This window comes from Streptosporangium sp. NPDC023963 (genome assembly GCF_040639135.1).
Classification (GTDB): Bacteria; Actinomycetota; Actinomycetes; order Streptosporangiales; family Streptosporangiaceae; genus Streptosporangium.
The window spans coordinates 588,287-610,128 of record NZ_JBEZZK010000004.1 but is presented as its reverse complement, the minus strand read 5'-3'; the positions used below and the strand labels follow the sequence as shown (position 1 = coordinate 610,128).

36 protein-coding genes are annotated in these 21,842 nt (G+C 69.0%); 34 read left to right on the top strand and 2 right to left on the bottom strand.

Translation table 11 applies throughout. The annotated features are described in order from the left end of the window. Positions 1–191 precede the first annotated feature (191 nt). The 9 genes from AB0F88_RS17415 to AB0F88_RS17375 all read left to right on the top strand — a co-directional run bounded on the left by AB0F88_RS17415 (position 192) and on the right by AB0F88_RS17375 (position 7,960). Complete coding sequence (locus tag AB0F88_RS17415; protein ID WP_362684198.1) at positions 192–743, top strand: recombinase family protein; 552 nt, start codon at positions 192–194, stop codon at positions 741–743. Continuing rightward, positions 740–2,212, top strand: a complete 1,473-nt coding sequence (locus AB0F88_RS17410; RefSeq protein WP_362684195.1) for a recombinase family protein — start codon at positions 740–742, stop codon at positions 2,210–2,212. Before AB0F88_RS17415 ends, AB0F88_RS17410 begins: the two co-directional genes overlap by 4 nt. 142 nt (positions 2,213–2,354) lie before the next feature. Next, positions 2,355–2,504, top strand: a complete 150-nt coding sequence (locus tag AB0F88_RS17405) for a hypothetical protein (RefSeq protein WP_362684192.1) — start codon at positions 2,355–2,357, stop codon at positions 2,502–2,504. A gap of 523 nt (positions 2,505–3,027) precedes the next feature. After that, the gene (locus AB0F88_RS17400; protein ID WP_362684189.1) at positions 3,028–3,402 is read left to right on the top strand and encodes a hypothetical protein; all 375 of its coding nucleotides are present in this window, start codon (positions 3,028–3,030) and stop codon (positions 3,400–3,402) included. 370 nt (positions 3,403–3,772) lie between these two features. Next, positions 3,773–4,057 carry a hypothetical protein gene (locus AB0F88_RS17395; protein ID WP_362684186.1) on the top strand — a complete coding sequence of 95 codons (285 nt, stop codon included), beginning with the start codon at positions 3,773–3,775 and terminating at the stop codon, positions 4,055–4,057. 19 nt (positions 4,058–4,076) lie between these two features. Beyond that, entirely contained in the window at positions 4,077–5,318 is a 1,242-nt protein-coding gene (locus AB0F88_RS17390) for a hypothetical protein (protein ID WP_362684183.1), read from the top strand. A 59-nt stretch (positions 5,319–5,377) separates the two neighbouring features. Next, the gene (locus tag AB0F88_RS17385) at positions 5,378–5,716 is read left to right on the top strand and encodes a hypothetical protein (RefSeq protein WP_362684180.1); all 339 of its coding nucleotides are present in this window, start codon (positions 5,378–5,380) and stop codon (positions 5,714–5,716) included. A gap of 432 nt (positions 5,717–6,148) precedes the next feature. Continuing rightward, positions 6,149–7,333, top strand: coding sequence for a helix-turn-helix transcriptional regulator (locus AB0F88_RS17380; protein ID WP_362684177.1), 1,185 nt, complete (start codon positions 6,149–6,151; stop codon positions 7,331–7,333). Positions 7,334–7,501: 168 nt separating this feature from the next. Then, positions 7,502–7,960, top strand: a complete 459-nt coding sequence (locus AB0F88_RS17375; protein WP_362684174.1) for a hypothetical protein — start codon at positions 7,502–7,504, stop codon at positions 7,958–7,960. Between the two features lie 349 nt (positions 7,961–8,309). Here AB0F88_RS17375 and AB0F88_RS17370 read toward each other — a convergent pair whose 3' ends face one another. Then, positions 8,310–9,398 (bottom strand): hypothetical protein, encoded by a 1,089-nt coding sequence (locus AB0F88_RS17370; RefSeq protein ID WP_362684171.1) that lies wholly within the window; start codon positions 9,396–9,398, stop codon positions 8,310–8,312. Positions 9,399–9,540: 142 nt separating this feature from the next. Further along, the gene (locus AB0F88_RS17365; RefSeq protein WP_362684168.1) at positions 9,541–10,008 is read right to left on the bottom strand and encodes a hypothetical protein; all 468 of its coding nucleotides are present in this window, start codon (positions 10,006–10,008) and stop codon (positions 9,541–9,543) included. A 555-nt stretch (positions 10,009–10,563) separates the two neighbouring features. Here AB0F88_RS17365 and AB0F88_RS17360 point away from each other — a divergent pair. From AB0F88_RS17360 to dnaN, 25 genes are all read left to right on the top strand, one after another. Further along, complete coding sequence (locus AB0F88_RS17360; protein WP_362684165.1) at positions 10,564–10,926, top strand: hypothetical protein; 363 nt, start codon at positions 10,564–10,566, stop codon at positions 10,924–10,926. 20 nt (positions 10,927–10,946) lie between these two features. After that, positions 10,947–11,402: a hypothetical protein gene (locus AB0F88_RS17355; RefSeq protein ID WP_362684162.1), complete on the top strand. Its 456-nt coding sequence runs from the start codon at positions 10,947–10,949 to the stop codon at positions 11,400–11,402. A gap of 135 nt (positions 11,403–11,537) precedes the next feature. Beyond that, positions 11,538–11,762, top strand: a complete 225-nt coding sequence (locus AB0F88_RS17350; RefSeq protein WP_362684159.1) for a hypothetical protein — start codon at positions 11,538–11,540, stop codon at positions 11,760–11,762. Then, positions 11,759–11,959: a hypothetical protein gene (locus AB0F88_RS17345; protein ID WP_362684156.1), complete on the top strand. Its 201-nt coding sequence runs from the start codon at positions 11,759–11,761 to the stop codon at positions 11,957–11,959. Before AB0F88_RS17350 ends, AB0F88_RS17345 begins: the two co-directional genes overlap by 4 nt. A 37-nt stretch (positions 11,960–11,996) precedes the next feature. Continuing rightward, positions 11,997–12,287 carry a hypothetical protein gene (locus AB0F88_RS17340; protein WP_362684153.1) on the top strand — a complete coding sequence of 97 codons (291 nt, stop codon included), beginning with the start codon at positions 11,997–11,999 and terminating at the stop codon, positions 12,285–12,287. Between the two features lie 9 nt (positions 12,288–12,296). Beyond that, positions 12,297–12,662, top strand: a complete 366-nt coding sequence (locus tag AB0F88_RS17335; RefSeq protein ID WP_362684150.1) for a hypothetical protein — start codon at positions 12,297–12,299, stop codon at positions 12,660–12,662. Then, the gene (locus AB0F88_RS17330) at positions 12,649–12,987 is read left to right on the top strand and encodes a hypothetical protein (RefSeq protein WP_362684147.1); all 339 of its coding nucleotides are present in this window, start codon (positions 12,649–12,651) and stop codon (positions 12,985–12,987) included. Before AB0F88_RS17335 ends, AB0F88_RS17330 begins: the two co-directional genes overlap by 14 nt. Further along, the gene (locus AB0F88_RS17325) at positions 12,984–13,463 is read left to right on the top strand and encodes a hypothetical protein (protein WP_362684144.1); all 480 of its coding nucleotides are present in this window, start codon (positions 12,984–12,986) and stop codon (positions 13,461–13,463) included. The genes AB0F88_RS17330 and AB0F88_RS17325 overlap by 4 nt, the downstream gene beginning before the upstream one ends. Further along, the gene (locus AB0F88_RS17320) at positions 13,460–13,993 is read left to right on the top strand and encodes a hypothetical protein (RefSeq protein WP_362684141.1); all 534 of its coding nucleotides are present in this window, start codon (positions 13,460–13,462) and stop codon (positions 13,991–13,993) included. Before AB0F88_RS17325 ends, AB0F88_RS17320 begins: the two co-directional genes overlap by 4 nt. Before the next feature lie 64 nt (positions 13,994–14,057). Beyond that, the gene (locus AB0F88_RS17315; protein ID WP_362684138.1) at positions 14,058–14,297 is read left to right on the top strand and encodes a hypothetical protein; all 240 of its coding nucleotides are present in this window, start codon (positions 14,058–14,060) and stop codon (positions 14,295–14,297) included. Continuing rightward, positions 14,294–14,500 carry a hypothetical protein gene (locus AB0F88_RS17310; protein ID WP_362684135.1) on the top strand — a complete coding sequence of 69 codons (207 nt, stop codon included), beginning with the start codon at positions 14,294–14,296 and terminating at the stop codon, positions 14,498–14,500. The genes AB0F88_RS17315 and AB0F88_RS17310 overlap by 4 nt, the downstream gene beginning before the upstream one ends. Before the next feature lie 4 nt (positions 14,501–14,504). Beyond that, a complete protein-coding gene (locus AB0F88_RS17305) occupies positions 14,505–14,888 on the top strand; it encodes a hypothetical protein (RefSeq protein ID WP_362684132.1) in 384 nt (127 codons plus the stop codon). A 580-nt stretch (positions 14,889–15,468) separates the two neighbouring features. After that, positions 15,469–15,927: a hypothetical protein gene (locus AB0F88_RS17300; protein ID WP_362684129.1), complete on the top strand. Its 459-nt coding sequence runs from the start codon at positions 15,469–15,471 to the stop codon at positions 15,925–15,927. 183 nt (positions 15,928–16,110) lie between these two features. Further along, a complete protein-coding gene (locus AB0F88_RS17295; protein WP_362684126.1) occupies positions 16,111–16,419 on the top strand; it encodes a hypothetical protein in 309 nt (102 codons plus the stop codon). Positions 16,420–16,485: 66 nt separating this feature from the next. Continuing rightward, complete coding sequence (locus AB0F88_RS17290) at positions 16,486–16,746, top strand: hypothetical protein (RefSeq protein WP_362684123.1); 261 nt, start codon at positions 16,486–16,488, stop codon at positions 16,744–16,746. A 122-nt stretch (positions 16,747–16,868) separates the two neighbouring features. After that, complete coding sequence (locus tag AB0F88_RS17285; protein WP_362684120.1) at positions 16,869–17,183, top strand: hypothetical protein; 315 nt, start codon at positions 16,869–16,871, stop codon at positions 17,181–17,183. A gap of 53 nt (positions 17,184–17,236) precedes the next feature. Next, entirely contained in the window at positions 17,237–17,497 is a 261-nt protein-coding gene (locus AB0F88_RS17280) for a hypothetical protein (protein ID WP_362684117.1), read from the top strand. Beyond that, complete coding sequence (locus AB0F88_RS17275) at positions 17,494–17,952, top strand: hypothetical protein (RefSeq protein ID WP_362684114.1); 459 nt, start codon at positions 17,494–17,496, stop codon at positions 17,950–17,952. The genes AB0F88_RS17280 and AB0F88_RS17275 overlap by 4 nt, the downstream gene beginning before the upstream one ends. Then, entirely contained in the window at positions 17,949–18,263 is a 315-nt protein-coding gene (locus AB0F88_RS17270; RefSeq protein ID WP_362684111.1) for a hypothetical protein, read from the top strand. The genes AB0F88_RS17275 and AB0F88_RS17270 overlap by 4 nt, the downstream gene beginning before the upstream one ends. Beyond that, entirely contained in the window at positions 18,260–18,601 is a 342-nt protein-coding gene (locus AB0F88_RS17265) for a hypothetical protein (protein WP_362684108.1), read from the top strand. Before AB0F88_RS17270 ends, AB0F88_RS17265 begins: the two co-directional genes overlap by 4 nt. A 334-nt stretch (positions 18,602–18,935) precedes the next feature. Then, positions 18,936–19,184, top strand: coding sequence for a hypothetical protein (locus AB0F88_RS17260; protein WP_362684105.1), 249 nt, complete (start codon positions 18,936–18,938; stop codon positions 19,182–19,184). A gap of 93 nt (positions 19,185–19,277) precedes the next feature. Further along, positions 19,278–19,598 (top strand): hypothetical protein, encoded by a 321-nt coding sequence (locus AB0F88_RS17255; RefSeq protein WP_362684103.1) that lies wholly within the window; start codon positions 19,278–19,280, stop codon positions 19,596–19,598. A 26-nt stretch (positions 19,599–19,624) separates the two neighbouring features. Beyond that, entirely contained in the window at positions 19,625–20,125 is a 501-nt protein-coding gene (locus tag AB0F88_RS17250) for a hypothetical protein (RefSeq protein ID WP_362684101.1), read from the top strand. Between the two features lie 153 nt (positions 20,126–20,278). Then, positions 20,279–20,449: a hypothetical protein gene (locus AB0F88_RS17245; RefSeq protein WP_362684098.1), complete on the top strand. Its 171-nt coding sequence runs from the start codon at positions 20,279–20,281 to the stop codon at positions 20,447–20,449. Positions 20,450–20,519: 70 nt separating this feature from the next. Further along, positions 20,520–21,839 (top strand): DNA polymerase III subunit beta, encoded by a 1,320-nt coding sequence (gene dnaN, locus AB0F88_RS17240; protein WP_362684095.1) that lies wholly within the window; start codon positions 20,520–20,522, stop codon positions 21,837–21,839. The last annotated feature ends 3 nt before the right edge of the window (positions 21,840–21,842 follow it).

Below are 21,842 nucleotides of genomic sequence, written 5' to 3'. Positions count from 1 at the left end.
GGGGACAGTAAGCGACTGGCCAGGGGTGAGCCGCCGTCGTACTCTTGTCGCCGTCCAACGTGGATAACTTCGCTGTATGACCCGCTGATATTCGTGGCCGCGATTGTCGCGAAGTCATATAGCTGACTGGCAAATGGACGCTCCCGGCCACGGCCTGGGGGCGTCGGGCTGCCCGAGAGGGGGACATCGGCGTGGGTACCTTCAGGCGCGCCACCCGAGGGCGCAAACGCCTCACCGTGGGAGTAGCCATCAAGGCAACAGACGACCAGCGTCCCCATAGCCCTTCCGAGGCCCTGAGAGCGCCGGAGAGCGCCGAAACCCTCCCGCCGGGTCATCTGCCTCACACGGGTGTCCGCTGGACGCTCTACGCGCGATCTGGAGGTGGCGGCCGCGAGCAGACTGCGCAGCAGTTCGCCGTCATGGAAGACGCCACCACGAGGCTCGGTGGCACGATCGCCTTCCGCTTCAGCGACCTTGGCCGGCCCGGCACCGGCAGGAACGAGCTGATCGAGGCCGCGCGTCAGGGCCAGGCCGACCGTGTCATGGTCTGGGACCTGCACCGCTTCGGCCGCCAACGTGCTGGCCTGACGCTGACAACCTTGCGTGACCTCGGCGTCGGCGTCACCCTCGCGGAGACCGGCCAGGACGTCGACGACGTCCTCCCGCCGACCGTCGCCGCAATGCTCAGCGCCGCTGGGCAAGGGCCTCGGCCACGCCGGAACCGGTCCCGAGGCGGCTCATGAGCATGCTCTGGACCAACGCGCCGTATGCGTCGGTGACGCTGGGCTACACCGGGCACCGCTGGGCGATCTACGTGCGAATCTCACGGGACCGGATCGGCGCCGGGCTCGGCGTGCAGCGCCAGGAGACCGAGATCCGCGAGATGATCCACCGCCTTGACCCGGACGCCGTGATCGTCGATGTCTACGACGACAACGACGTGAGCGCGAGCAATACACGAAAGCGTCGCAAGAATTACGAGCGGATGCTTGCCGACATCGAAGCGGGAGTGGTGACCGCAGTCGGGTGCTGGCATTTGGACCGGGTAACGCGACGCAATTTGGAACTGGAACACCTGTGCACCTACGCCGAGAAACTCGGCACATTGTTCAGTGCGGTTCACGGAGATATTGACTTGCGAACATCAACAGGCAGAATGTCGGCTCGGATGTTCGCGGCGGCGTCTCGCCGAGAGGTCGAGCACAAAGCCGAACGGCAGAAATCTGCCAATCGACAAAGAGCACTACGAGGTGAAAGCTGGTACGGAGGAATGCGCACCTACGGATACGAAAAAGACGGCAAGACCGTCGTTGAATCGGAAGCCGAGGTACTCCGCGAAGTCGCAAAGCGTATCTTGAAACGGCAGTCACTGCGCTCGATCATCGCCGATCTGGACGCCCGGAATGTTCGTACGGCAAACGGCAGGTCCTGGCAGGCCGTCACCCTGCGCCGAACGCTGCAGAACCCGAAGCTCGCCGGCTGGCGCACCCTCAACGGCGAGAAGGTCGCCAAAGGCACATGGGACGCGATCATCGACGAGGAGACCCAGGCGAAACTCGTGGCTCTCTTCAGTGACCCTCTCCGCAACACAGGCGGCGGCGGAAGTCTTTCGGTGCGCAAGTACCTGCTGTCGGGTGGTCTGCTGGTGTGCGGAATGCCCGGCTGTGGGAGACCTTTGCAGTCCCAGCCGAGTAACTCCGGGGCCCGTGGCTACGTGTGCCGCAAAAATCCGCCCAGCGGCGGATGCGGCCGTATCCGGATAGCCGCCGAAGCGCTGGAGGAGGAAGTGGCAGCCCGGGTCATGGCCCGATTCGCCTCACCGCTCGTTGCGCGCCGCCTGCACAGTTCGATGAGCGCGCAAAGCGAAGAGCAGATCCTCGACCAAATCAAGGAACACGAGGAGAACATCGCCAGCCTCGCCAGCGATTGGGTCACGAAGAGGATTTCCAAGGAGGCGTTCCAGGCGGCTGACCGCACCACGCAACACGAGATCACCAAACTGCGTGCGCAGATCAACCAGGCCAACCGCCTCTCAACGCTTCCTGAAGGGCTCGGCCCGCGCGAACTCGCCCAATGGTGGGCCGATGTTCCCTTGGAGCGGCGCCGAGACCTGGTGGCCGCGGTGCTCGACCACATCTCCGTCGGGCCGACGACCAGAGTGGGATTTCGGGGGTTGGACCTGGCGCGGCTGAACTGGGTGTGGCGTGATTGACGACGATCGAGGCGAACACGATCAGGTGTCGTGAATCTGCCTCTTTGGCTGCGCGCTCCGCGCTGGTACGCCTACCGTGGGTGACAGTGATCCTGGGAGATCGCCCGTAGGGTTGCCCTCACCGTACGTACCGGAGGGTCCTGTGGATGACGTCGACCGCCTCGCCGCCCGAATCGCAGAGCTTCTGGCCTGTGAGCCGGATATCGAGATGAGCGACAGCGTGGTGGAAGCTGCGGCCCTGATCATCGGAGCCGATGCGGCCCCTACGTCGGTCTTTCCCGCTGTGGCGTGAACCTGCGGGAAGACCGCACTGCTCGGTCCACCCCTTGGTGGAGCGCGACACGCGGAAGGCCGCGGAACCTGTAAAAGGTTCCGCGGCCTTTTCTGTGTGCCCACTCACCTCAGGACCCGTAATGTAACGGACGTTTCTGCTCGACATCTACCTGTTGTGTAAGAGTTGCATGCGCTGCATGGATGCTCCATCGCGCCGAGCGTGACGTGTCGGCGCAATCTCACCACGTCCGGATCTTGCTCCTCTGTCTTCCGTGGGCTCTCCTGTGCCGGTCGCCACCGCGGCGCAGACGACGCGTGGCTGCTGCTGCGGCTGGCGCGAGCGTGAGGCCGGGAGGCGTGAACCGGCTGGCCGAAGAGGCAAGTGATGTTCCGTCTTCCTTGAACTGCATCGCAGGGAGTTGCTGGATCTGTACCGTGTGTAGCCAGCTACAGCAATGGGGTGACAATGACTATCCGTCTCCCTGTGTCTCGCGCCACATGTTCCAACCCCCAGGGACATGGCTCCGCGAATGGATCATGACATGGACAGGGGAAGAGGAGAAATGCTCATGGTGCTCTGGACGATCAGCTTCCGTGACCCGAGCGTGAAGGACACACAGATTACTGCGGCCAGCTACAGCCTGACGCATGAGGGGCGAATCCTGTCGTTCTTCGACGACCGCGGCGGCGAGGTGTTCGCCACCCCCCTCCACAGCGCCGCCCACTGGGCTCCGCACGTTCCCACCTTCGGTGGTGAACTGCGTGGTCCCGCTCCCGCTGCGCCGTACCCGGCCGCCGGGAGCCGCCAGACGATCGAGGCCCAGGCCGCCGCGGCCGCCGGGGCCGCCGGTGCCACCCCTGTCGCCGGAGGTCCCGCGAGCAACCGCCTGGAAGGAAGGCTCGTAGCCACCGGCTGACCTGGCCTCGATCTCGAAAGCCCCGCCGCTGTCGCGCCGCAGCGGCGGGGCTTTCTGTGTCTCACCCCGTCATGTTCAATCGTGACCACCCGGCCACGCTGCGTAGTATGCTGCGCCCTACACCTAGGAGGGAACAATGATGCACTGACCCCATACTCGTCGCCTAAGGGATGCCCCTTCGAGCGAGCCCGCCGGCACAGACCGGCTCAGGCACCACACGAGCGATGAGCCCGTCCGGGCCCCGCTCACACCTCACCAGGACCTCCCCGCACCGGCGATTCCCCAGCTGCCGGGCAGGGCCCAGCCGCCCGGTCCCCCGGCCGGAACCGAACGCCGACCATCACCGACTGCCACCAACGGAAGGGCGCTCATGCACCGAACGCCGGAGGCCGCCGAGATCCACGGAAGACGCCTGGCGGTCTCATGGCTGGAGACGCTGCTGGCCCTGGCCGCCGCATGCGTCGCCGCCACACGCTTCCCCTACTCCCAGCACCCGCTCCACCTCGCAGCCCTGTCGCTCCTCCTCCTGATCGGCATGGGGTGTGCCGCTGTCTCCGCGCTGTACGCCTGCACCCACTCGACGAACCCGGTCGCGCTCCGGCTTCTTCGCTACCTCTGCGCGGTCGGCGCCTTCATCGCCCACATCGCCCTCTGACCCGTCCCGAGGATTCAACATGATTCCCCTCTTGGCGCGGCTGCGCCGACAACCCGCCCCCGAGCCGGTCGACCCGCTCGTCGAGGCCGAGCATGCCGAGGCTGCTGCTCTTGCCGCACGCGCCGACTCCGAGCGCCGCAAGATCCTCGCGGCGGACGCCGTCGCCCAGGCGGAGGCCGACGCGAAAATCGCGGCGATCACCCACCGAGCCAAGCTGCACACCGACGAACGGCAGCGCGCGGCCGAAGCCAAGCGCATCCGTGACGCTGAAGCAGCACGGGTGGCGAAGGTTGCGGCACAGCGCAGCAAGCGCCGCGAAAGCGGCAACCACACCCGCACCCTGATCGCCGAGTACAGCGGGCGGGCCCGGCGGCTGATCGTCAACCTGATCGTGAACGGGGCGGCAGGATTCGGGCAGGCCCGCTTCTTCATCGAGCAGCAGGAGCTGCCCGTGCTGGCGGCCGTCATGCTCGCCGCAGGGCTGGAACTGGTCGCCGTCACGGTGCTGGACTACGGCCTCGCCGCGCGCCGCCAGGGGCGCCCCTACAGGCTCCAGTTCATCGCGGCCGCCCTGCTCGCAGGGGTTGTCGCCGGCCTGAACTACGGGCACTGGTCGGCGACGCAGGGGCAGCAAGCCCTCGCGATCCCGTTCGCCATCCTGTCGCTTCTGTCGCCGGTCTTGTGGGCCTGGTACGCCGCCGCCCGCTACGCCGAAACAGCCTCCATGCTGGAGGTTGACGGGCGTGCGCCAAGCGCCGCCACGCAGCAGCACGCGGGCGGCAAGCCGGTCGCCTCGTTCGACGCCCTGCAATGGCTCCTGTGGCTCCCCGAGACGTTCGCGGCCAAGCGGCAAGCCGTCCGCTACAAGATCGCCGACGCTGAGAGCGCGTACCGTGTCGCCGTCGAGCACCTCACCGACAAGCAGAGGAGACGCGACGCCAAGATCGCCGCCAAGCGGGCCGAGGCGCTGGACCGTAAGCAACAGCAGGAACTCCCCAGCGGCGCCCCGAACCCGGGCCGGTACCTGCCGACGCGCGACGAGGTCGCGGCGATGGCCAGTGATCACGAAAAGCGCGAGTCAGCCGAGGACGCCTATCGGCAGGCCCGCCTCGACGGTGTCACCATCCCCGGCAGCCTGCTCGGCACGCACTACGGCATGTCCGAGTCGTGGGGCAGGGCCCGCACCCAGAAGGTGAGAGCGGTCATGCGAGGCCAGCTCGACGACAGCGAAAGCGACGAGACCGAGGGGCAGGCGCAATGACGACCGTCGGAACCCTGGCGGCGAGCGTCCTCACCGCTGCGCAGGGGCGGTGACAGTCCGTGGGCGCCGCGCACCACCACCGTTACAATCCGATCGTGATTTTGCCGCCCGAGCCCTCCGAGCAGGAGTGGCAGAAAGCCCGTGACGCTTTGCAGAAGAAGCAGGACAGCCGCTACCAGGCGGACCTGGACCAGATCGCGTTCTACGAGCTGGCGCAGGGATTGCTGAGGCAGCCGGACGGCCTGCTTCGCCCCGGTGCGCGTAGCGAGGTCGAATGTCGGCTGGGCGTGGGCAAGAGCCTGAGTCGCTACATCGAAAGCGCCAACACCGAACAGATGCGCCGTGTGCTTGAGGAGCGGCGCCAGAAGGAACTCGCCGCCCGCGCCGTCGCGTCGTAGGGGCGCGCCTCCCTCGCGGACGGTGGCGATGCACGCCCGCACGGTCAGCAGCTCGCAGGTCGGTCGCCATGCCTGGAGCACGTCAAGGGGCCGGTGTGAACGGCTAGGTGGGCGGCGGGAATGCGAACGGCCCGACATGCACCAGCCCCCTAGTGGCCTGGTGCATGTCGGGCCGCACACAGCGTTCTTGGCGGAATCGCCCACCCCTCGCACGCGGTGAGGAGCGGCTTTCAGCGTAGCTTCCGCCGGCAGCGCTCGGGAGGCGGTGCCCTATCTCCGGATGGAACCGGATGACTCCGGACGGGCAGATGCGAGGTATCCCGCGGCAGTGCCGGGGCTGCGCGGTGGGGAAACACCTGGGGCGTCTCCGCCAACAAGTGAGCCCCGCACGCTTAGCCTGAGAGTGTCTACGTCACAGGAAAGGGCGGGGCCATGCCCGAACGTAACACGGTGAGCGAGCTTCCGACACGGGTACGCGAGGTCAGGAAAAGGCGCGGGCTGTCTCAGAAAGCTCTCGCCGAACTGAGCGGCCTGTCAGAGAGTTACGTGGCCAAGCTGGAGCAGGGCAACCATGGTGAAGTGCGCGTAGAGACCGTCCGTAAGCTCGCGGAGGCGCTGCAGGTGACCACCAGTTTCCTGATCGGTGGGCGAGGCGATACCGAGCAGGAAGCCGCACCTGACCGGGTCGTGTGGGAGCAGACCTACCGGGCGCTGCTCGGCCGGATGCAGCAGCCGGACGAGGAACCGACCGTCGACGGCGTGGCCGACGGCCTGAGGGCGCTCAAGCCGCTCCTGGCTGACAACCGGTACAAGGAGCTGGCCACGCTGCTGCCGCCGCTGCTGCGGGACGCGGAGGCGCTCAACGGCAACGGCCGCGCCGTGCGGTCGCGGCTGCTGAACGCGACCGGCTGGGTTCTCACCCAGACCAGGCAGTTCGACATGGCCGAGCCCACGCTGGACCGGGCGATCGACCTGGCCGACGACCGGCTCGACGCGGCCGCCGCCGTCAACACGCGGGTCTGGCTGCACCTGCGGCAGGGCCAGCTCGACCAGGCGCGGAACCTCGCGACGCGGTGGGCCGACGACATCGAGCCGCGGTTCTCGCGGGCGACGACGATCGAGCTGGCCCTGTGGGGGCGTCTGCTGCTCGGCGTCTCCAACGCCGGGGTGCGCGACAACCGGCCCGGGGAGGCCGCGGACGCGATACGGCTGGCGCGGGCGGCGGCCGCCGGCATTGGCCACGAGGCGCTGTCGGACACCTCGACGACCCGCACGTTCGGGCCGGTGACGGTCGCCATGATCGCTGCGGAGAATGCCGCGGTGCTGAACCAGCCGGATCGGGTGCTGGCGATCGCCGAGCGCATCCCGGCTGATCTGCCGTACGCGCACTCGGCCAGCCGCAACCGCCACCGGCTCGATGTCGCTTCAGCGCTGGTGTCCATGCGGAAGACCAACGAGTCGTTCGCTGTGCTGCAGGATCTCGTTCGCGTCTCGCCTGAGTGGCTGGCCAAGCAGCGGTACGCCCGCGACATCGTTGGCCGCCTCGTCGCCAAGCGCAAGCGGAAGCTCAGCTCGGAGATGCGTGAGCTTGCTGACGCTGTCGGTTTGGCCTACTGACCAGGGAAGATAACAGCCACTGACAGTTGCGTTTTTCGCCGAACCAAACTGTCAGTGACGTTCGGTGGTGGACGACCTACGGTCGGAATGTGTTCCACATCACTCTGCGGTCATCGTCGGCACGATCCGTTCGCCGATGAGACGTGACGCTGAGCTGATCGAAAGGTCGTGTATACATCCACCACCGTCGAAAGCCGACATATGACAACAAAACATGTGAAAGATGTTGAAGCGCCGCAGGTTCCCCCTAGTCCTGCGGAGCTGACCCAGCGGCTCACCGAAGCCGCCCACGCGCGTGGCCTGACCGTCCGGCAGGTCGCGAACGCGATCCTGCTTTTCTCCCGGCCGGCAGACTACAGCGAAGCTGCCGGAGTCCAGGACCAGGCGGTGGCCCGATCGTTTTTCACCGGCCTGTCTCAGCTGGTCGTCCTCATGAAGGACGCTCGGCCGCGGGCCGACGGCAAGCCGGTCGGCCTGGCCTGGTACTGGTGGTGGAAGGGCGATCGCCTTCCTGAAACAGGGACATCCGACGAGCTGGAGCGTCTCGCCGACGCGGACGACATCGAGGCGGCGGCCGACCAGATCGCGTACGTCCTGAGCCTTGACGGTGAGCCGTCCACCGTCTGAGTACGTCGAGCGCCTGCTGCGCGTCCGGGAACGCGTCCAGGGCACGGCGAGGGAAGGGCGACGCCCTGGGATCTCCCAGATCCACACCTGATGTGCGGCAGGGCGCCGCCCTCCCTTTGCATTCGTGTCACATCTGCTGGCGGGTTTCCAACGAAACAGGAAATCTGCTCTTCCTCTTATGAACGTGCGAGCCTCCAGGAGCCGACATGGCAGCTGAGGCTCGTAGGATTCCGCGGCTTGATCGCTGCCTCGGCGCGGAGGCACCGCCACGGAATCCAGGCCCCCACCGCAGCGGTGGGGGCCTTGCCATGTCCTGGGGTGTGGAAGCGGCGCCACCTCGACAGGGCGACTAAACGCAGACGTCGAGGATGGGCAGGTCGACGTCGAGCACATGGCACCGCGGTTTCGAGGGCGGCGGGTCGCTGGTCGGCGCGGGCGTCGGAGACGGGGCCGACGTGGAAGGGCTGGAAGAAGGAGAGGAAGGCCGGTCCGGAGGTGACGAAGACCGTGGTGTCGGAGCCGCGTCCTCACCTGGGGGCGGAGCCGACATGCTCGGTCGTGCCGTAGGTGTTGGCCGGTCGGGGGTCTCCCCGTTGTCGGAGTTCTCGTCGTCCTCCTTCTCTTGTCGTTCGCTCCGCTCGGTCGGACGCGGATCCGGGTCGTCCGGGTCATCTTGTTCGGGAGGCCGGTCGGGTGGTGGATCGTTCCTGGGGGCGCCGGTGGGGGGCGGGGCCGACTGGAAAACGGTGTGCGGGGGAGTGGGGGCCGGGTCGTTGTCGGTGGGCGCGTCGGCGGGTGTGTCGGTGACGGGTGCGGACGAAGGGGCGAAGGAGGGGACGGCGGCGACAATGGGACGATCGCGAGACACCGGTGATGCGGGGTAGTTGATGAGCGTCAGCGTGAGGGCGACCGCGACGCCGGCGACCGCGGCGCTGGTGCGGCCGGGCCGGGTGCGCGCCTGGTCTAACATCCACGCCACAGGTAGCGGTACCAGTGCGCCCGGCTGCAGGAGTTTCATCGCGGCGCGCACGATGGCCCGCGGATGTTCGGTGTTGACCACCAGGATTTCCGTGCTCAGGCGGACGGCGAGGATCGCCGGTTGCATCCGACGTAGTTGTTCGCCGGGGTAGACGCAGATGGTGGCCGTTTCGAGCAGGTCGCGCCAGACCGCGAGCTCGCGTTCGGGGTCGACGTGGCCCAGGGGGTTGATGACCGCGCGCACAAGCTGATCGCCCACGGCGAGTTCGACGATGTGGGATGTGCCTGCTGGGGCGCGCAAGGTGTGGCATAACTCGATGGGTACCGCGTGCAGGCTGACGGCTGCGTCTAACGCACGTTTGAGCCCGTTGACCTGCTGTTGTAGTTCGATGCGGGTGGTGATGTCGGAGATGGAAGGGGAGCGGCTTCTCGCCTGGAGGCGTTTCAGAAGCGCTGCCACTATTTCACGGATTGTTGAGGTGTCGTCACTCTCTGTCACGAACTGACCGCCTGGTGAAACGCGCAGGTTTTCGGAGGGTTCTTCACCTCATCGCGCGACCTGGGGTTCCGGCAATACTTCACGGTCCTCTGTGACCAAATGGTTACATCGCGTTACGGAAGGTCTGTCCCTGGCCCGGGCTGGCCGCGTTGATCCGGTTGTTGTCGGCGGTGCGTCGCAGTGCGAGGTACAGCTGGACGAGCGCCTCACGCTCACTGTCGACCAGATCGGGATCAGGCAGGTCCCACAGGTACTGCAGGATCGGATCGTCCGGGTAACGCATCGGCGTGCTCTCGTCGGGTGCGTCCGGCGTGGCCTCGCCGGGCGGCAGTGGCGCCGGATCGCCGCCTTCCAGAACGCGCACAGAACTGCCCAGCTCCCAGCGCAGCGCGTAGTCGATGCCGGCGTAGGTCAGCTCGCGGACGTTGAGCCCGTTCTCCACCCGGGTCCAGGTGATCGGGCTCATGGTGCCCTGCCGTGCGGCACCAGCGAGCGACAGACGTAGGGCCAGGCGCCGCTTCTTGACCGCGGCGGCCAGTCGACCGTAGTCCGGGAACGCGTCAGGGTCCACGCGCTCAGCATGACAGACGATAGATAGCCCTATGAATACATCGTCCTATTGCATTTGGGGGACAAAGGGCTGGCCGCCAACAAGATCAAACTATATTTCTATGGCGACCTATAGCGATCTATGGTGCTAGATGAAATACTGTCGCCCAGTGCGCCGCCGTGGATCTCCCAGGATTCACCCGGTGCGGGCGGCGGCGCACGCATACGTGCGGCGCCCCGCCTCGCGCGGTCAGGCGCCCCTTCTACGGCCTCGCCGCACGAGCTCCCTGGGGGGAGAGTTCGTGCGGCGAGGTTCACCGCCCCGGCGCCACCGGCGACGGGGCGCCTTCCCGCTAGCGCCGAGCAGCCCCCTGGGGCGGGCTGCACCGGATCCGCCGCGAGAAGAACGACACCGAACGCCCGGATCACCAGATCCGGGCGTTCGGCATATACGCCCTCGCGACCTGCGAAAACTCCCTGTTTCACGTCAATTTCCTACCGGGTAACCATTGTCATTGTCCCCATATATCTGTAGTGTAAGAATTGCATCTACAGGGGGACCCCGAAGGGAGACCAGGTGGACGAGGTTCACTGCCTGCGCTGCGGGCGAGTGCTCCGCTCAGCCAAGTCGATCGCCGACAAGCGCGGCCGCCGCTGCAAGTCCATCGTCTTGGCCGCCGCCCGTCACACCGAACTCGCCGACTACACCCCCGCCCAGGTCGAGCACGCGAACGAAGTCATCGAACAAGGCGGCATCGTCCCCACCAGCCGGCCGCACCTGTGGACCGCCGTCAGCTCCGACGGCACCACGACCTACCTCGTCGCCCTCCAGGGCTGCACCTGCCCGGCCGGACTCCGCCAGCGCCGCTGCTACCACCGAGCCGCCGCCGCGATCCTCGACACCGCCCGCCCCGCTCGCCTCGCGCGCCGGGCCGCCTGAACATCCGAAAGGCCCCCACCGTGACGATCGAACACCCAGCCCCCGACGCCGACGACAGCAGAAGCGTTGCCGAGCTTCTCGCCGCCCTGGCAGCCCACCCCCGCCTCACCGACGACGACCTGCGCGCCCGCGCAGAGCTGCGCGAACGGATCCGCAACCACCCGACCGAACCCGCCCCCGAGTACGGGGTGCGCCGCACCTGGTGGACCGGCCCGTGGGCCCAGCAGCCCGCCTGCGGCATCGAGACCAACGCCGACAACCCCTTCGACCGCCAGCAGGCCGAGGCGACCGTCGCCTTCTACCGCGCCGCGCAGGCCGCGGCCGGGCTGCCCGTCGACGCCGAACTCGTCACCCGGCAATGGGCGCCCCCGGCCGACATCATCGCCACCTATCTCATGGGCGACGACGAAGTGATTCGCTTCGTCGTCGACTGCCGCCTCACCACCGACCAGACCCCGCCGAACCACAACGGCTGAACCATCCCCTTCACCGGCCGCACCCCAAGCATGAGCTGGGCAAAGTCCAGCAACCCATCGGGAGAACAGCGGCGACTGTCTCCCCGCACCTCGATAGGCTTCACCTACCGCACCAGGAACTCGGGGGAGTCCTCCATGCCTCGCATCACGCCTGCCCGGCCACCGCGCCACCCCACCTCGCCGCCGGCCCGCAGCCGCGCCCTGATCCTCGCCGCCGTGGCGTTCATCTCCGCCGCCGTCCTCATCGGCTCGGCCTACCTCGCCCTGTCCAAGCTCGTCGCCAGCTACGCCGGACTGATCGCCCTCATGGTGCTGGCCACCTGCGGCGGCGTCCTCGACGTTGGCACCGTCGGCGGGTGACCGAGCTCCACCCGCTGTACCGGACGCCCTGCACCTACGTTCGCCCGCAGGAGGGGGCTTCCCGCCGTTGCGGCACCGTCCCGACGCGCCGCTTCATCAACGGCTGGTACTGCCAAAGCTGCGTCCCCCGCTGGGAGGCGGTCGTCACCTCCTGGGCCACCCCCGCCCCGCCCCAGGACACGGCAAAGGGGCCCTGACCTGCCCTTGGAAGCTGTGTGGCTACAGTCGATAACTGTGCCCCTACCGCTGCTTCTCGCCGTCCTCGCCATCGTGTTCCGCATCACGCGGTTCATCACCTCCGACGAGCTGGCCCGGCCGATCCGCGAATACGTCGACCGCCGCTTCGGCGCCGACTCGCGCGCCTCCTACCTGGTCGGCTGCGGCTGGTGCGCGTCCATCTGGGTCGCCGCCGTCGCCGTCCCCCTCGCCTACCGCTACAGCGACCGCGTCTGGTTCCGGCTCCTGGCGACCGGCCTGGGCGCGTCCTGGCTGTACGGCATCGCCGCCACCCAGCTGGACGACTGAGGTCCCCTGGTGGCCTCGCCCGTCCCGCCGATCGACGCCGACGACCCCGAGTGCGTCGCCTTGGCCGCCAACGTCGCGGTGATGCGGGCGCTCGAAGTCGCCGGGAAACGGCTCCTGACCCGAGACCGCAGGTCGCAGTACCAGCACCTGCCCGCCTGGAAGCTGCACACCGAAATCCCGGCCCGTGAGGAAGACCTGGACCGGCTGCTCGCCGACGCCTGGACCTGCCTGCAGCAGGTGCTGCCGCACCGCGGCGACCTGGTCGCCGTCGTCGACGAATACGTCCGAGACCTGCTGCGCTCCGGCCTGCCGCACGAGACGCGCTGGCTGATGCGGGCCCTGACGACAGGAGATGAGCAGCGTGAACGCCACTAGCGGGCGAGCCGACGCCGCCGGCCCGCTGTACACGTTGGCCGGCGCGCAGATCGAGCTGAACCGGCTGGAGTGCGTACGCCACGGCCACGACCTGGACCTCATCGTGGGCGGCGCGTCCGGCGACCCAGTGGCCGCGTTCTGCTCCCGCCCCTGCGGCCACCCCGGCTGGGTGATGGTCCGCGCCGACCAGCCGCACCTGTGGCGCTCCCTCACCCCGGTACTCATCCGGGCGCTCGCCCCGTACCCGAGCGCGCTGGACGCCGCGAACGCCGCCATCAACGCCGCGATGACACCGGCCGCCGCACCGATGGAGAACGCTCGATGAGTGAGCTGCGCCGCCTGCACCGGGCGCTTCGCGAAGAGCTGGCCGAGCTGTGGCACGACCTGGCCGCCGCCTACCAGCGCAGCCGCATCAACCCGCCCGAGCAGTCCCAGGAGTGCCGCCAGCTGATCCGCCGGATCGAGGCCATCACCCGCCAGACCGGCCCGACACCGCCCGGCGACATCGGATTCGTGTTCCTGCTGACAGGCCTGTACCAGCAGCTGCACGAGCGGCTCGGCGTCGACGTGCCCATCCCCGACGGCCTGCTGCAGCACGCCCACGACTTCGTGCGCCTGGGCGGCCGCCTGAGCTTGGGCTACCCCGAGGGCCTCGTCGAAGAGCACCGCGACCGGCGCATCTACTTCCACCGCAAGGGCGAACGCATCTTCTACCGGATCGCCGACCGCACCGGGACGCTGCCCGGCCGGTTCGACACCCTCGACGACGCCCGCGCCGCCCTGGAGGACCTGAGCCCATGACAGACCTCGACAGCCCAGCCGGCCACGATGACCCGTCCGCGCCTCCGGTCGAGATTCATCCGCCGATGGGTGAGCACGGCCACGTCATCCCACGACCAGGCGGAGGCAAGACCAGGTGCGGCGGCCCACGCCGGTGCACGGTGTGCCGCGCCGAATGGCGGGAGGTCGTCTACGCGGCCCGCCGCGAATCGTGGCAGTGGAGGTGCGGCGGCGCCGGCATCTGCGAAGCGTGCCGTGCCGCGCTGCTGGCGACCGGCATCTGCCTCGACGCCTACGCCGACAAGGACCCGGACGCCTACGATCCGCCGCCGGCTCGCGCGGCGCCGATCCCGCGCGACGCCCACTGCCCGTCGACCGGCGCGCCAGCGTCCGAGTCGGCGCCGCTGGGCCACAGCCAGTCGGCGCACCGGCTGATCGGCTGGTGCTCGCACTGCCCGGACCGCAGCGCGGCACAAGAGGTCGTCGCCTGGCGCAGCTGGGCGATCACGCTGCTGCGCACCATCGACGACGGCGTGTGCAGCGGTGTGTGACCGGCGCCGCCCAGGCTCAGCGACACGGCCGCCCGGCCGCTGTCACCCGATAGGAGGAACCGCGATGGGATGCGGCTGCAACAAGAAAAACCAGCAGGTCAACCGGTTCGTCGTCGTCTACGACGACGGCACCGAAAGTGACCCGTACACCACCGCCCAGGAAGCCGCCGCCGAAAAGCACCGAGTCGGTGCCACCGCGCCCGTGAAGACCGTCACCGTCGCGGCGAAACAACCCACCCCCGCGGCGCCCGCTTCCGCGCCACCCCCCAACGCGAAGATCGTCAGAGGTGGGGGAGCGACGTGAGCGCCGCCCTTGAGCCGCCGAGGGGCGGCAACACCACGGCGGCGTCGCCCGCTGCGGGCCTCAGCGGCTGCCTCCACCTGCCGCTCCCGGCCGACCTGGAGCTCACCGCGCAGGCCGGCAGGGACGGCGACGCCGCAGCGAGCACGCCCGCGACCCTCCAGGCGGCCCGCAGCCGCCCGGCCCGCGCCCACGAGAACGGATAGGAACGTGCTCGACCCCCACGACCAGATCGACCACTGGTTCACCTTCCACCCGCCGACGTCACCGGAGCGGCGGGACGCCCACGTCGCGGTACGTGACCGCTGCCGGCAGCTGGCCCACGCGCTGGTCGACACCGTGCCGCCCAGCAACGAACTCGACGGCGCGCTGTGGTACCTGCGCCACGTCGCGATGTGGGCGAACGCGGGCCTGGCCCTCAGCCCCGACCCGGACGACTCCCGCCCTCCGAGCACCTACGAAGGGTCAGCCTCGATGATGACCGACCGGTCCGGATCGACCAACGGCCCCGGCCTCGCTCCGCCGCCGGGCGTGAACCTCCTCACCGAGGGCTGCCCGGGCGGCGGCGGGCTGTGCCCGGGCGCCACCCCATGACCCGCCCTCGCCGAACCGGTTCGTCCGCGTACGCGCCGCCCGCGAAGGCGGGGCGGCTGCAACGCACCGGGCCGCACCCGTCGGGGCGTGCCGCGGTGACGTGGTGGGCGAAGGCGCGTTTCTACGTCGCGCTGTACCTCGTGCCGGGAAACGCGTTGCGGTGCGGCTGTCACTGGCATCCGTGGGACGGCGTGGTGCGTGCGGCCCACTGCCCGAAACACGGTCGCTGGTGAGCGGCGACGGCGGCCGGGCCCGCGGACCGCCCCCGGCGACCTCGGGTCACGGCCGAGGGGCAGGCAGTCCAGTCGATGGTGGCAACAAGAAGCAGGAGCAACCCATGATCAACATTCTGAATGACGTCCTCAACAACGTGCTGGTCTTCGTGAACGTGCTCTAGGCACTGCCGCGAGGTCGCCCTCCGTGCCGTGAGGCTGCGGGGGGCGACGGCGTTACGGGGACCGGTCGAACGCGCGGAGCGCTTGGCGACCGCTGCCGCAACGAGCAAGTCGTCAGCGGGTCGGAAACCATCGGCCCCGCCAGGCGACTTGCTGTCACATCCATAGCGTGTGATGCTTTTGCTATGAGCGTGGAAGAGGACAAGACGAAAGCCCTGGCCGCGCTCCGCGCAGCACACGCGAACGTGCAGAAGGCCGACGAAGAGGTGACCCAGACCGTCGTGGACGCCCGGCACGTCAAGGCGACCTGGGCGGGTATCGCCACCGAACTGGGTATCGCGCAGCCCAACGCCGTGCGTAAGTTCAAGCCGCTCCTGGGGGAGCGGACCCCGCGGCAGAAGTGGGAGCACGAGGCCGATCCGGCGGGGCCGGCGCTGCTCGCCGTCCGTCATGCCCACAAGAAGGCGGGGGACGCCGAGCTCGCCCGGCTGCAGGCCGTGGCCGACGCTCGAAGTGCCGGCGTCACGTGGGAGGCGATCGCCACGGTGTTGGGAATGAAGGTGCCGAACGCGGTCTCCAAGTACTTTCCGCTGCTGGAGGAGACGCGCGTCGTCACCGTGCGCAAGGGGGTCGGCTCGGTGTAGCCGACGCTCCTCGTGGGCGCCTCTCCAGTTGGACAGGCGAGAAGGCGCCCACCTATCAGTGATCTTCGCGGTGGGGGTCTGACCTGCGATTTTCTCGGTAATTCTTCGCGGCTCGGTGTGTATCAAAATCATAGTCGGGAATGATATTGATATAACAAAACTCACTACCTCCACGGAGAGACCATGAGCGCCAAGACCGCCACCCCCACCCTGGTCGAGAGCATCCACGCCCTCTACGCCGCTCTCGGCTCCCACCCCATGACCCGCGAGAACTGGGCCTTCTTCGACTACCTCGTCCGCCTCAACGCACCCACCACGTTCCTCAACCTGGCCAACAAGCTGATCTTCGAGGGGCGGGTCATCGCTAGCCTCCCGCAGGCCCTGCGGGGTGTGGACCTCGCCGACGACGAGAGCGCCTTCGTCGCCCGCATGGTCGCCGACGGGACCGCCGGCGCCTTCCTCGACCTCGCCGTGAAGGTCCGGACCGCCTAGTGGCCACCGGGGCGGGCTCCGGCCCGCCCTCGTCTCCCTCCCACCTCCAACGATCGGAAGGACGTCATGGACCTCGCCACCGGAACCTACGTGTGCAGCCGCGAAGAGATCGAGCGGCTCGTCGCCGACATCGCCACCGTATTCGGGGCTCAGCCCGGCTACGGGCCTCACCTGATGGAAGAGGGGTTCGACGGCCGCCAGTGGACCATCGTCTGGGACGAGGGCCCCGAGGAGTGGGCGTACCGCGCCGGAGACCTGGTCGCCGCCCCGGCCGGGACGTTCCTGGAGCCGGTCAGCTACTACGTGCTGGCCGTCTGCCTCATCTGACGGCGCCCCGTGCGCGAACGTATTTCTGCAGGTAAATCACCGCCACCTCCATGCTATCTAAAGCATAGCTTGCTATGATTTAGATATAAGCAAGCGTTTCACTGCTACCCCCGGAGGGCGCCATGACCGTCGGAGCCATGACGAGCAACCAGCTCACCATCCAGCGCGAGGACGTGCGCACCGCGCTCTGCCACTTCGACCTGATGTGGAGGCTGTTCGTCAGAGGCCAGAGCAACCGGGGGGAGCTCGACGAGGCGCGAACCATCGCGATCACCAAGGTCGGCCTCTACATGCTCGACCTCGCCAACACGATCGAGGGCGAGGACGCCGCCACCATGCGAGCGCTGGCCGCCCAGCTGCAGGCCAGAAAGTCGCTCAGCCCCCTCCAGCTCGCCACCCAGGGCGACCTCGCCGAGCGGCTCGCCCGCCTCACCTGATCGCCCGGGAGGGGGCCGCCGGCCCCCTCCCACCCCGAGAAAGAGGACAGGCCGTGATTCAGACTCCGACGCGCGCCGAGACGAAGACCCTGCGGCGCCCCAGCCTCAAGCACCGTGCCCTCACTCAGATCGGCTGGCACGTCCTGGCCGGCATGGACGTCAAGGACGCCACCGTGAAAGCCGCAACGGACGTTAAGGCCGAAGCGCTCTCCAAGGGCTGGCCCGAGTCGAGCGCCACCGCGATCGCCGTGTTCGTTGTGAGGGTCGGCGCGCAGTGGGCGGCCGACCTCGCCGCCACCGAGGCCCGGCGATGACCGCCCACATCTTCCTGTCGTGTCCCGAGCATCCGGACCTGCTGTGGTGCGACGACGACCAGGGCTTCGCCGTCGAATCCGTCGCCGCGGCCCGCGCCCTTCTCGCCGCCATGCACCCCGAAACGACCGTTGCCAAGGTCGCCCGCGTCGTCCTCGACTGCGAGGCGGGCGGCTGCGGCATGCGCGTGACAGTCACGGCCGACACGGTCACCGAAGCCCGCCGGAAGGCCGCCACCCACAACAGCGGCTGGTACACCGCGCGCCGCTCCGGAGGCCGCACCATCGACGCCTGCCAGTACCACCTGGGCACCTGCTGCGTGCACCACGCCTCGCCCAGCTCCCCGACACTCGACCCCTCCGCGGTGCTGCCCGGCCGATCCGACCAGCCTGACCTTCCCGCCCTCCAGGCCGCCCAGCTCGACCTGTTCGCCCTGACCCGGGGGAGGGCCGCGTGAGCGTCGTCCTGCCCGACCTGCACCCCGTCGCGCCCGACGCGCTGACCAACCGCCACATCATCCGCGTCACCGCGTCACCGATTCTCGCCGCCAACGACGTGTACGGCTTCGTGCGCGCCACGAAGCGCTTCGGCGGCGGCTCCTGGCGAATCCGCTGGGAGGCCGCCGTGGCGGTCGCCCCCGGCGAGCCGAGAACGGGGATCCTGCACGTGCGTCCCGGCGAGGTCGTCTCCTGCATCTCCCGGGCGCAGTGGCTCCGGCTGCCGCGCCGTCTCACCTCCAGCACCGCCAGCGAAGGAGAAAAGCGATGATCTTCAGTGTGACCTGCCTGCCGAACCGCCTCCACCGCCGCCAGGGCCGTGCCGCCCTGGCCCTGGCCGACCTGCTCACCGAGGAGCTGCCCGCCTTGCTGTGGCACGTGCAGGCCGCAGAGCACACCGCAGGTTCCCTGCTCGGGATCCGCGACGACGGAGACCCGGCCGGCCGGGTCGACGCGGTCGACGAGTGGGCGCGCCGCCTGGGCGTCACCCCGTCGTGGGAGAAGCTGGCCGGCCGCGGCGGCGAGTACCGTGCGACCGGCTGGCACCTGGGCGCCCGGGTCGTCGTCCGCGCCTGGCTTGAGGAGTCCCCGCTGGAGGTGAACGCCTGACGTTCGCCGCGACCGTGGCCCGGCGGCAGAAGGCCGCCGGGTTCGCCCCGGCCGACCCGGGCACGCCGAGGTCCGGGGCGGTGGCCACGGCTGAGGTGGCCCGGGGAGGCATCGTCGTCGAGCTGGAGGGCAAACAGCCGGCCGCCGCCCGCGAGCGCGGCCCCTGGTGGGGGAGTCCCCGGCCGCCGGGCTGGCCGATCCCTGCACTTCAGCCGGATAATTCCCCGCATTTTTCTTCGTTTTCGCCGCCCAACAGCTGTACTATCAGAATCATACTGTTCTATGATTTAGATATAGAAATTCACCACTTCACCACCTCCGAAAGGCGAACCCCATGACCCTCCTCGACACCCTCTCCGCCGACCTGAGCACCCCCCTCCTCACCCCCGGCCTCGCCGACCTCCTCGACCAGGCCGAGCGCCTCCACGAGCGCGTCCCCCACGCGGTGGTCGTCACCTTCATCCAGCAGGGCCTGGTCGCCGCGGGCGACAACCCCGGCTCGCTGGAGTGGAAGCTGGCCAGCGCCCGCGAGGCCAACCGCCTCCTGGCGGCCGACCCGGACGAGCTGGAGCAGCTCGTCTAGCCGGCGACGGCGGGAGGCCGCAGAGCCTCCCGCCCCGCCCCCCGAAAGACCACCTGGCCCTCACCTCCAGCGAGCACGAAGGAGTCGTATCCCATGACGGTTACCTGCAGCGCCCCCGGCCTCGACCACGTCCACTGGACCGGCCGCCCCGGCGAGCGGTTCATCCTGGAGGAGGCCTGCGTCGCGAGCGACTTCGGCTACATCCGGTCTGACACCGGCACCGGCCGCCTGTCGCTGCTGTCGGACCTGCACCTGTGCGGCCCCGAGACGGCCGACCCGCTCGGCGCCGTCGGCGAGCAGGAAGCACTCGAGGAAATGCTCGCCGACCTCGAAGAGGAGGGCGACCCCGACACGATGCCCCTGCGCGAGGAGCTCGGCTCCCGCCTCGCCCACATCGCCGCCCAAGCCGCCTGACCCGCTCCCCGACACGAGAGGCCACCATGAGTTCCACGATTGACTTCGGCGAGGCCGCCGCCCGGATCGCCCAGGCTCGCCGCGAAGAGGTACGCCAAGCACTCGACGGCATCGAACTCGCCCCGGAGGAGTACACGCTCATCTGCGACCTCGCCTGGAAGGGCGGGTCGCGGGAGCTGATCTCACTGATCGGGAAGGTCCGCGAAACCGAGCGCTCCAAGTGCGCCGATCCGGCGCCCGCCCCGGACGGCGCGACGGGGTTCGAGTTCAACCCGGCGAACGAGGAGAGCAAGGCGGCGATCGTGGCCGCGATCAACCGCGAGCGCGGGAGGATCATCCGGGCCGGCTGGCCTGGGCTGCCGGTCGGCTGGCTTCCGGTGCGGGACGCGCCGTCCCTGCACGAGCTGGTCGCCGAGGGCCGCGTCGAACTGGTCACCATCACCACGGCGAGCAAGACGGCCCCAGGCGCGCGGGCCGAGTATGGGTACGCGCGCATCGCGAAGGAGGCTGAGCCGCCCCGACGGTGAGCCGGTGAACACCTCCTGCCGGGCAGGGAAGGACGCCGGATATCCAGCGGACATTTCTGCTGGTCAGACCCCCAATCGCTGTACTATCAAAAGCATAGATTGATATGATTTAGATATAAGCACGGTAGTCACCGCCACTTCCAAGGAGTCGCCATGCGCGCCCAGATCAACACCGAGTCCTTCGAGTTCAGCCACGGCGCCAAGCCCCGCGGCGAGGGCAACTGGTTCTTCGAGGGCGCGGGCGGCACCGTGATCAACCTGGTCGGCCTGTACTCCGAGCAGGCCGCCAAGCTGCCCGCCGGGACCTGGAAGACCCTCCCGTAACCAGCGGTGGCCGCCCCCGGCGGCCACCCTCTTCGCCCGCTCCGATCGCTTCCTCACCGAAGGAGTTCGCATGTCCGCCACGACCGAGAACAAGCCCCAGAGCAAGACCCGCGCCAACCGCGCGGCCGGCCCCAAGGCCGCCTCCAAGGGGGCGGCTGGGAAGAAGGCCGGGGCCGGGAAGAAGGCCAAGGCGCAGCCCGCCGCACAGCCCGCCGAGCAGCCCGACGCGCAGGAGCAGGCCGCGCCCGCGGTGTTCACCGGCTTCCGTGTCGACCGCGACGAGTTCGCCCGCGCCATCGCCTGGACCGCGCGCTCCCTGCCCTCTCGCCCTTCCGTTCCCGTACTGGCCGGCATCCGCCTGGACCTGGCCGACGGCGAGCTGCGCCTGTCGGCGTTCGACTACGAGGTGTCCGCCGAGGCGACCGTCCCGGCCACGTTCGACGGCTCCGCGCAGCTGCTGCTGCCGGGCAAGGTCCTCGCCGAGATCGTGCACGCGCTTCCCGCCTACCCGGTCGACGTCGCCGTGCACGGCGTCAAGGTCACCGTGACGTGCGGGCCGGCCCGGTTCACGCTGCTGACCATGCCGGTCGAGGACTACCCCAACCTGCCGGAGGCGCCGCCCCTGGCCGGGCGCGTGGACGGCGCCACCTTCGCCGCCGCAACCGCACAAACGGCCGTTGCTGCAAGCCGTGACGAGACGCTGCCGATGCTGACCGGTGTCCGCCTGGAGATCGCCGACGAGACGATCACGATGGCTGCGACCGACCGCTACCGGCTCGCGGTCCGCGAGCTGGCCTGGCGGCCCCATGCCCAGGGCTTCACCGCCGCGGTGGTGGTTCCGGCCAAGGTGCTGGCCAGCGCCGCCAAGGCGTTCGCCAGCGCCGACGAGGTGGAGATCTCGCTGTCGGGTCCGGGGGAGCAGCACGGCGCCGGGATGCTGTGCCTGTCCGCCGGGGGCCTGCGCACCACGACCCGCCTGCTGGACCCGGAGTTCCCCAAGTTCCGGGAGCTGATGCCGACCGAGTTCACCGCGCACGCCGACCTGCCGACCGGCCCGTTCGTGGAGACGGTCAAGCGGGTCGCGCTGGTCGCCGAGCGCGACACCCCGATCCGGCTCACGTTCGCCGGTGAGCAGGTCACGATCGAGGCGGGCACCGGAGACGAGGCGCAGGGCGTGGAGGTGCTGCCGGTGACGTGGAGCGGGGAGGAGATGGCGATCGCGTTCAACCACGCCTTCCTGCTGGAGGCCGTCGGCGCGGCCGCCGGGCCCACGGCCCGGCTCAACGTGGCGAGCCCGGTCCTGCCCGCGGTCTTCGCGGGCGTCGGCGACGACGGGGAGCGCATCCTCGGCTACGAGCACCTGCTGATGCCGATTCGCCTGGCGAGCTGACCC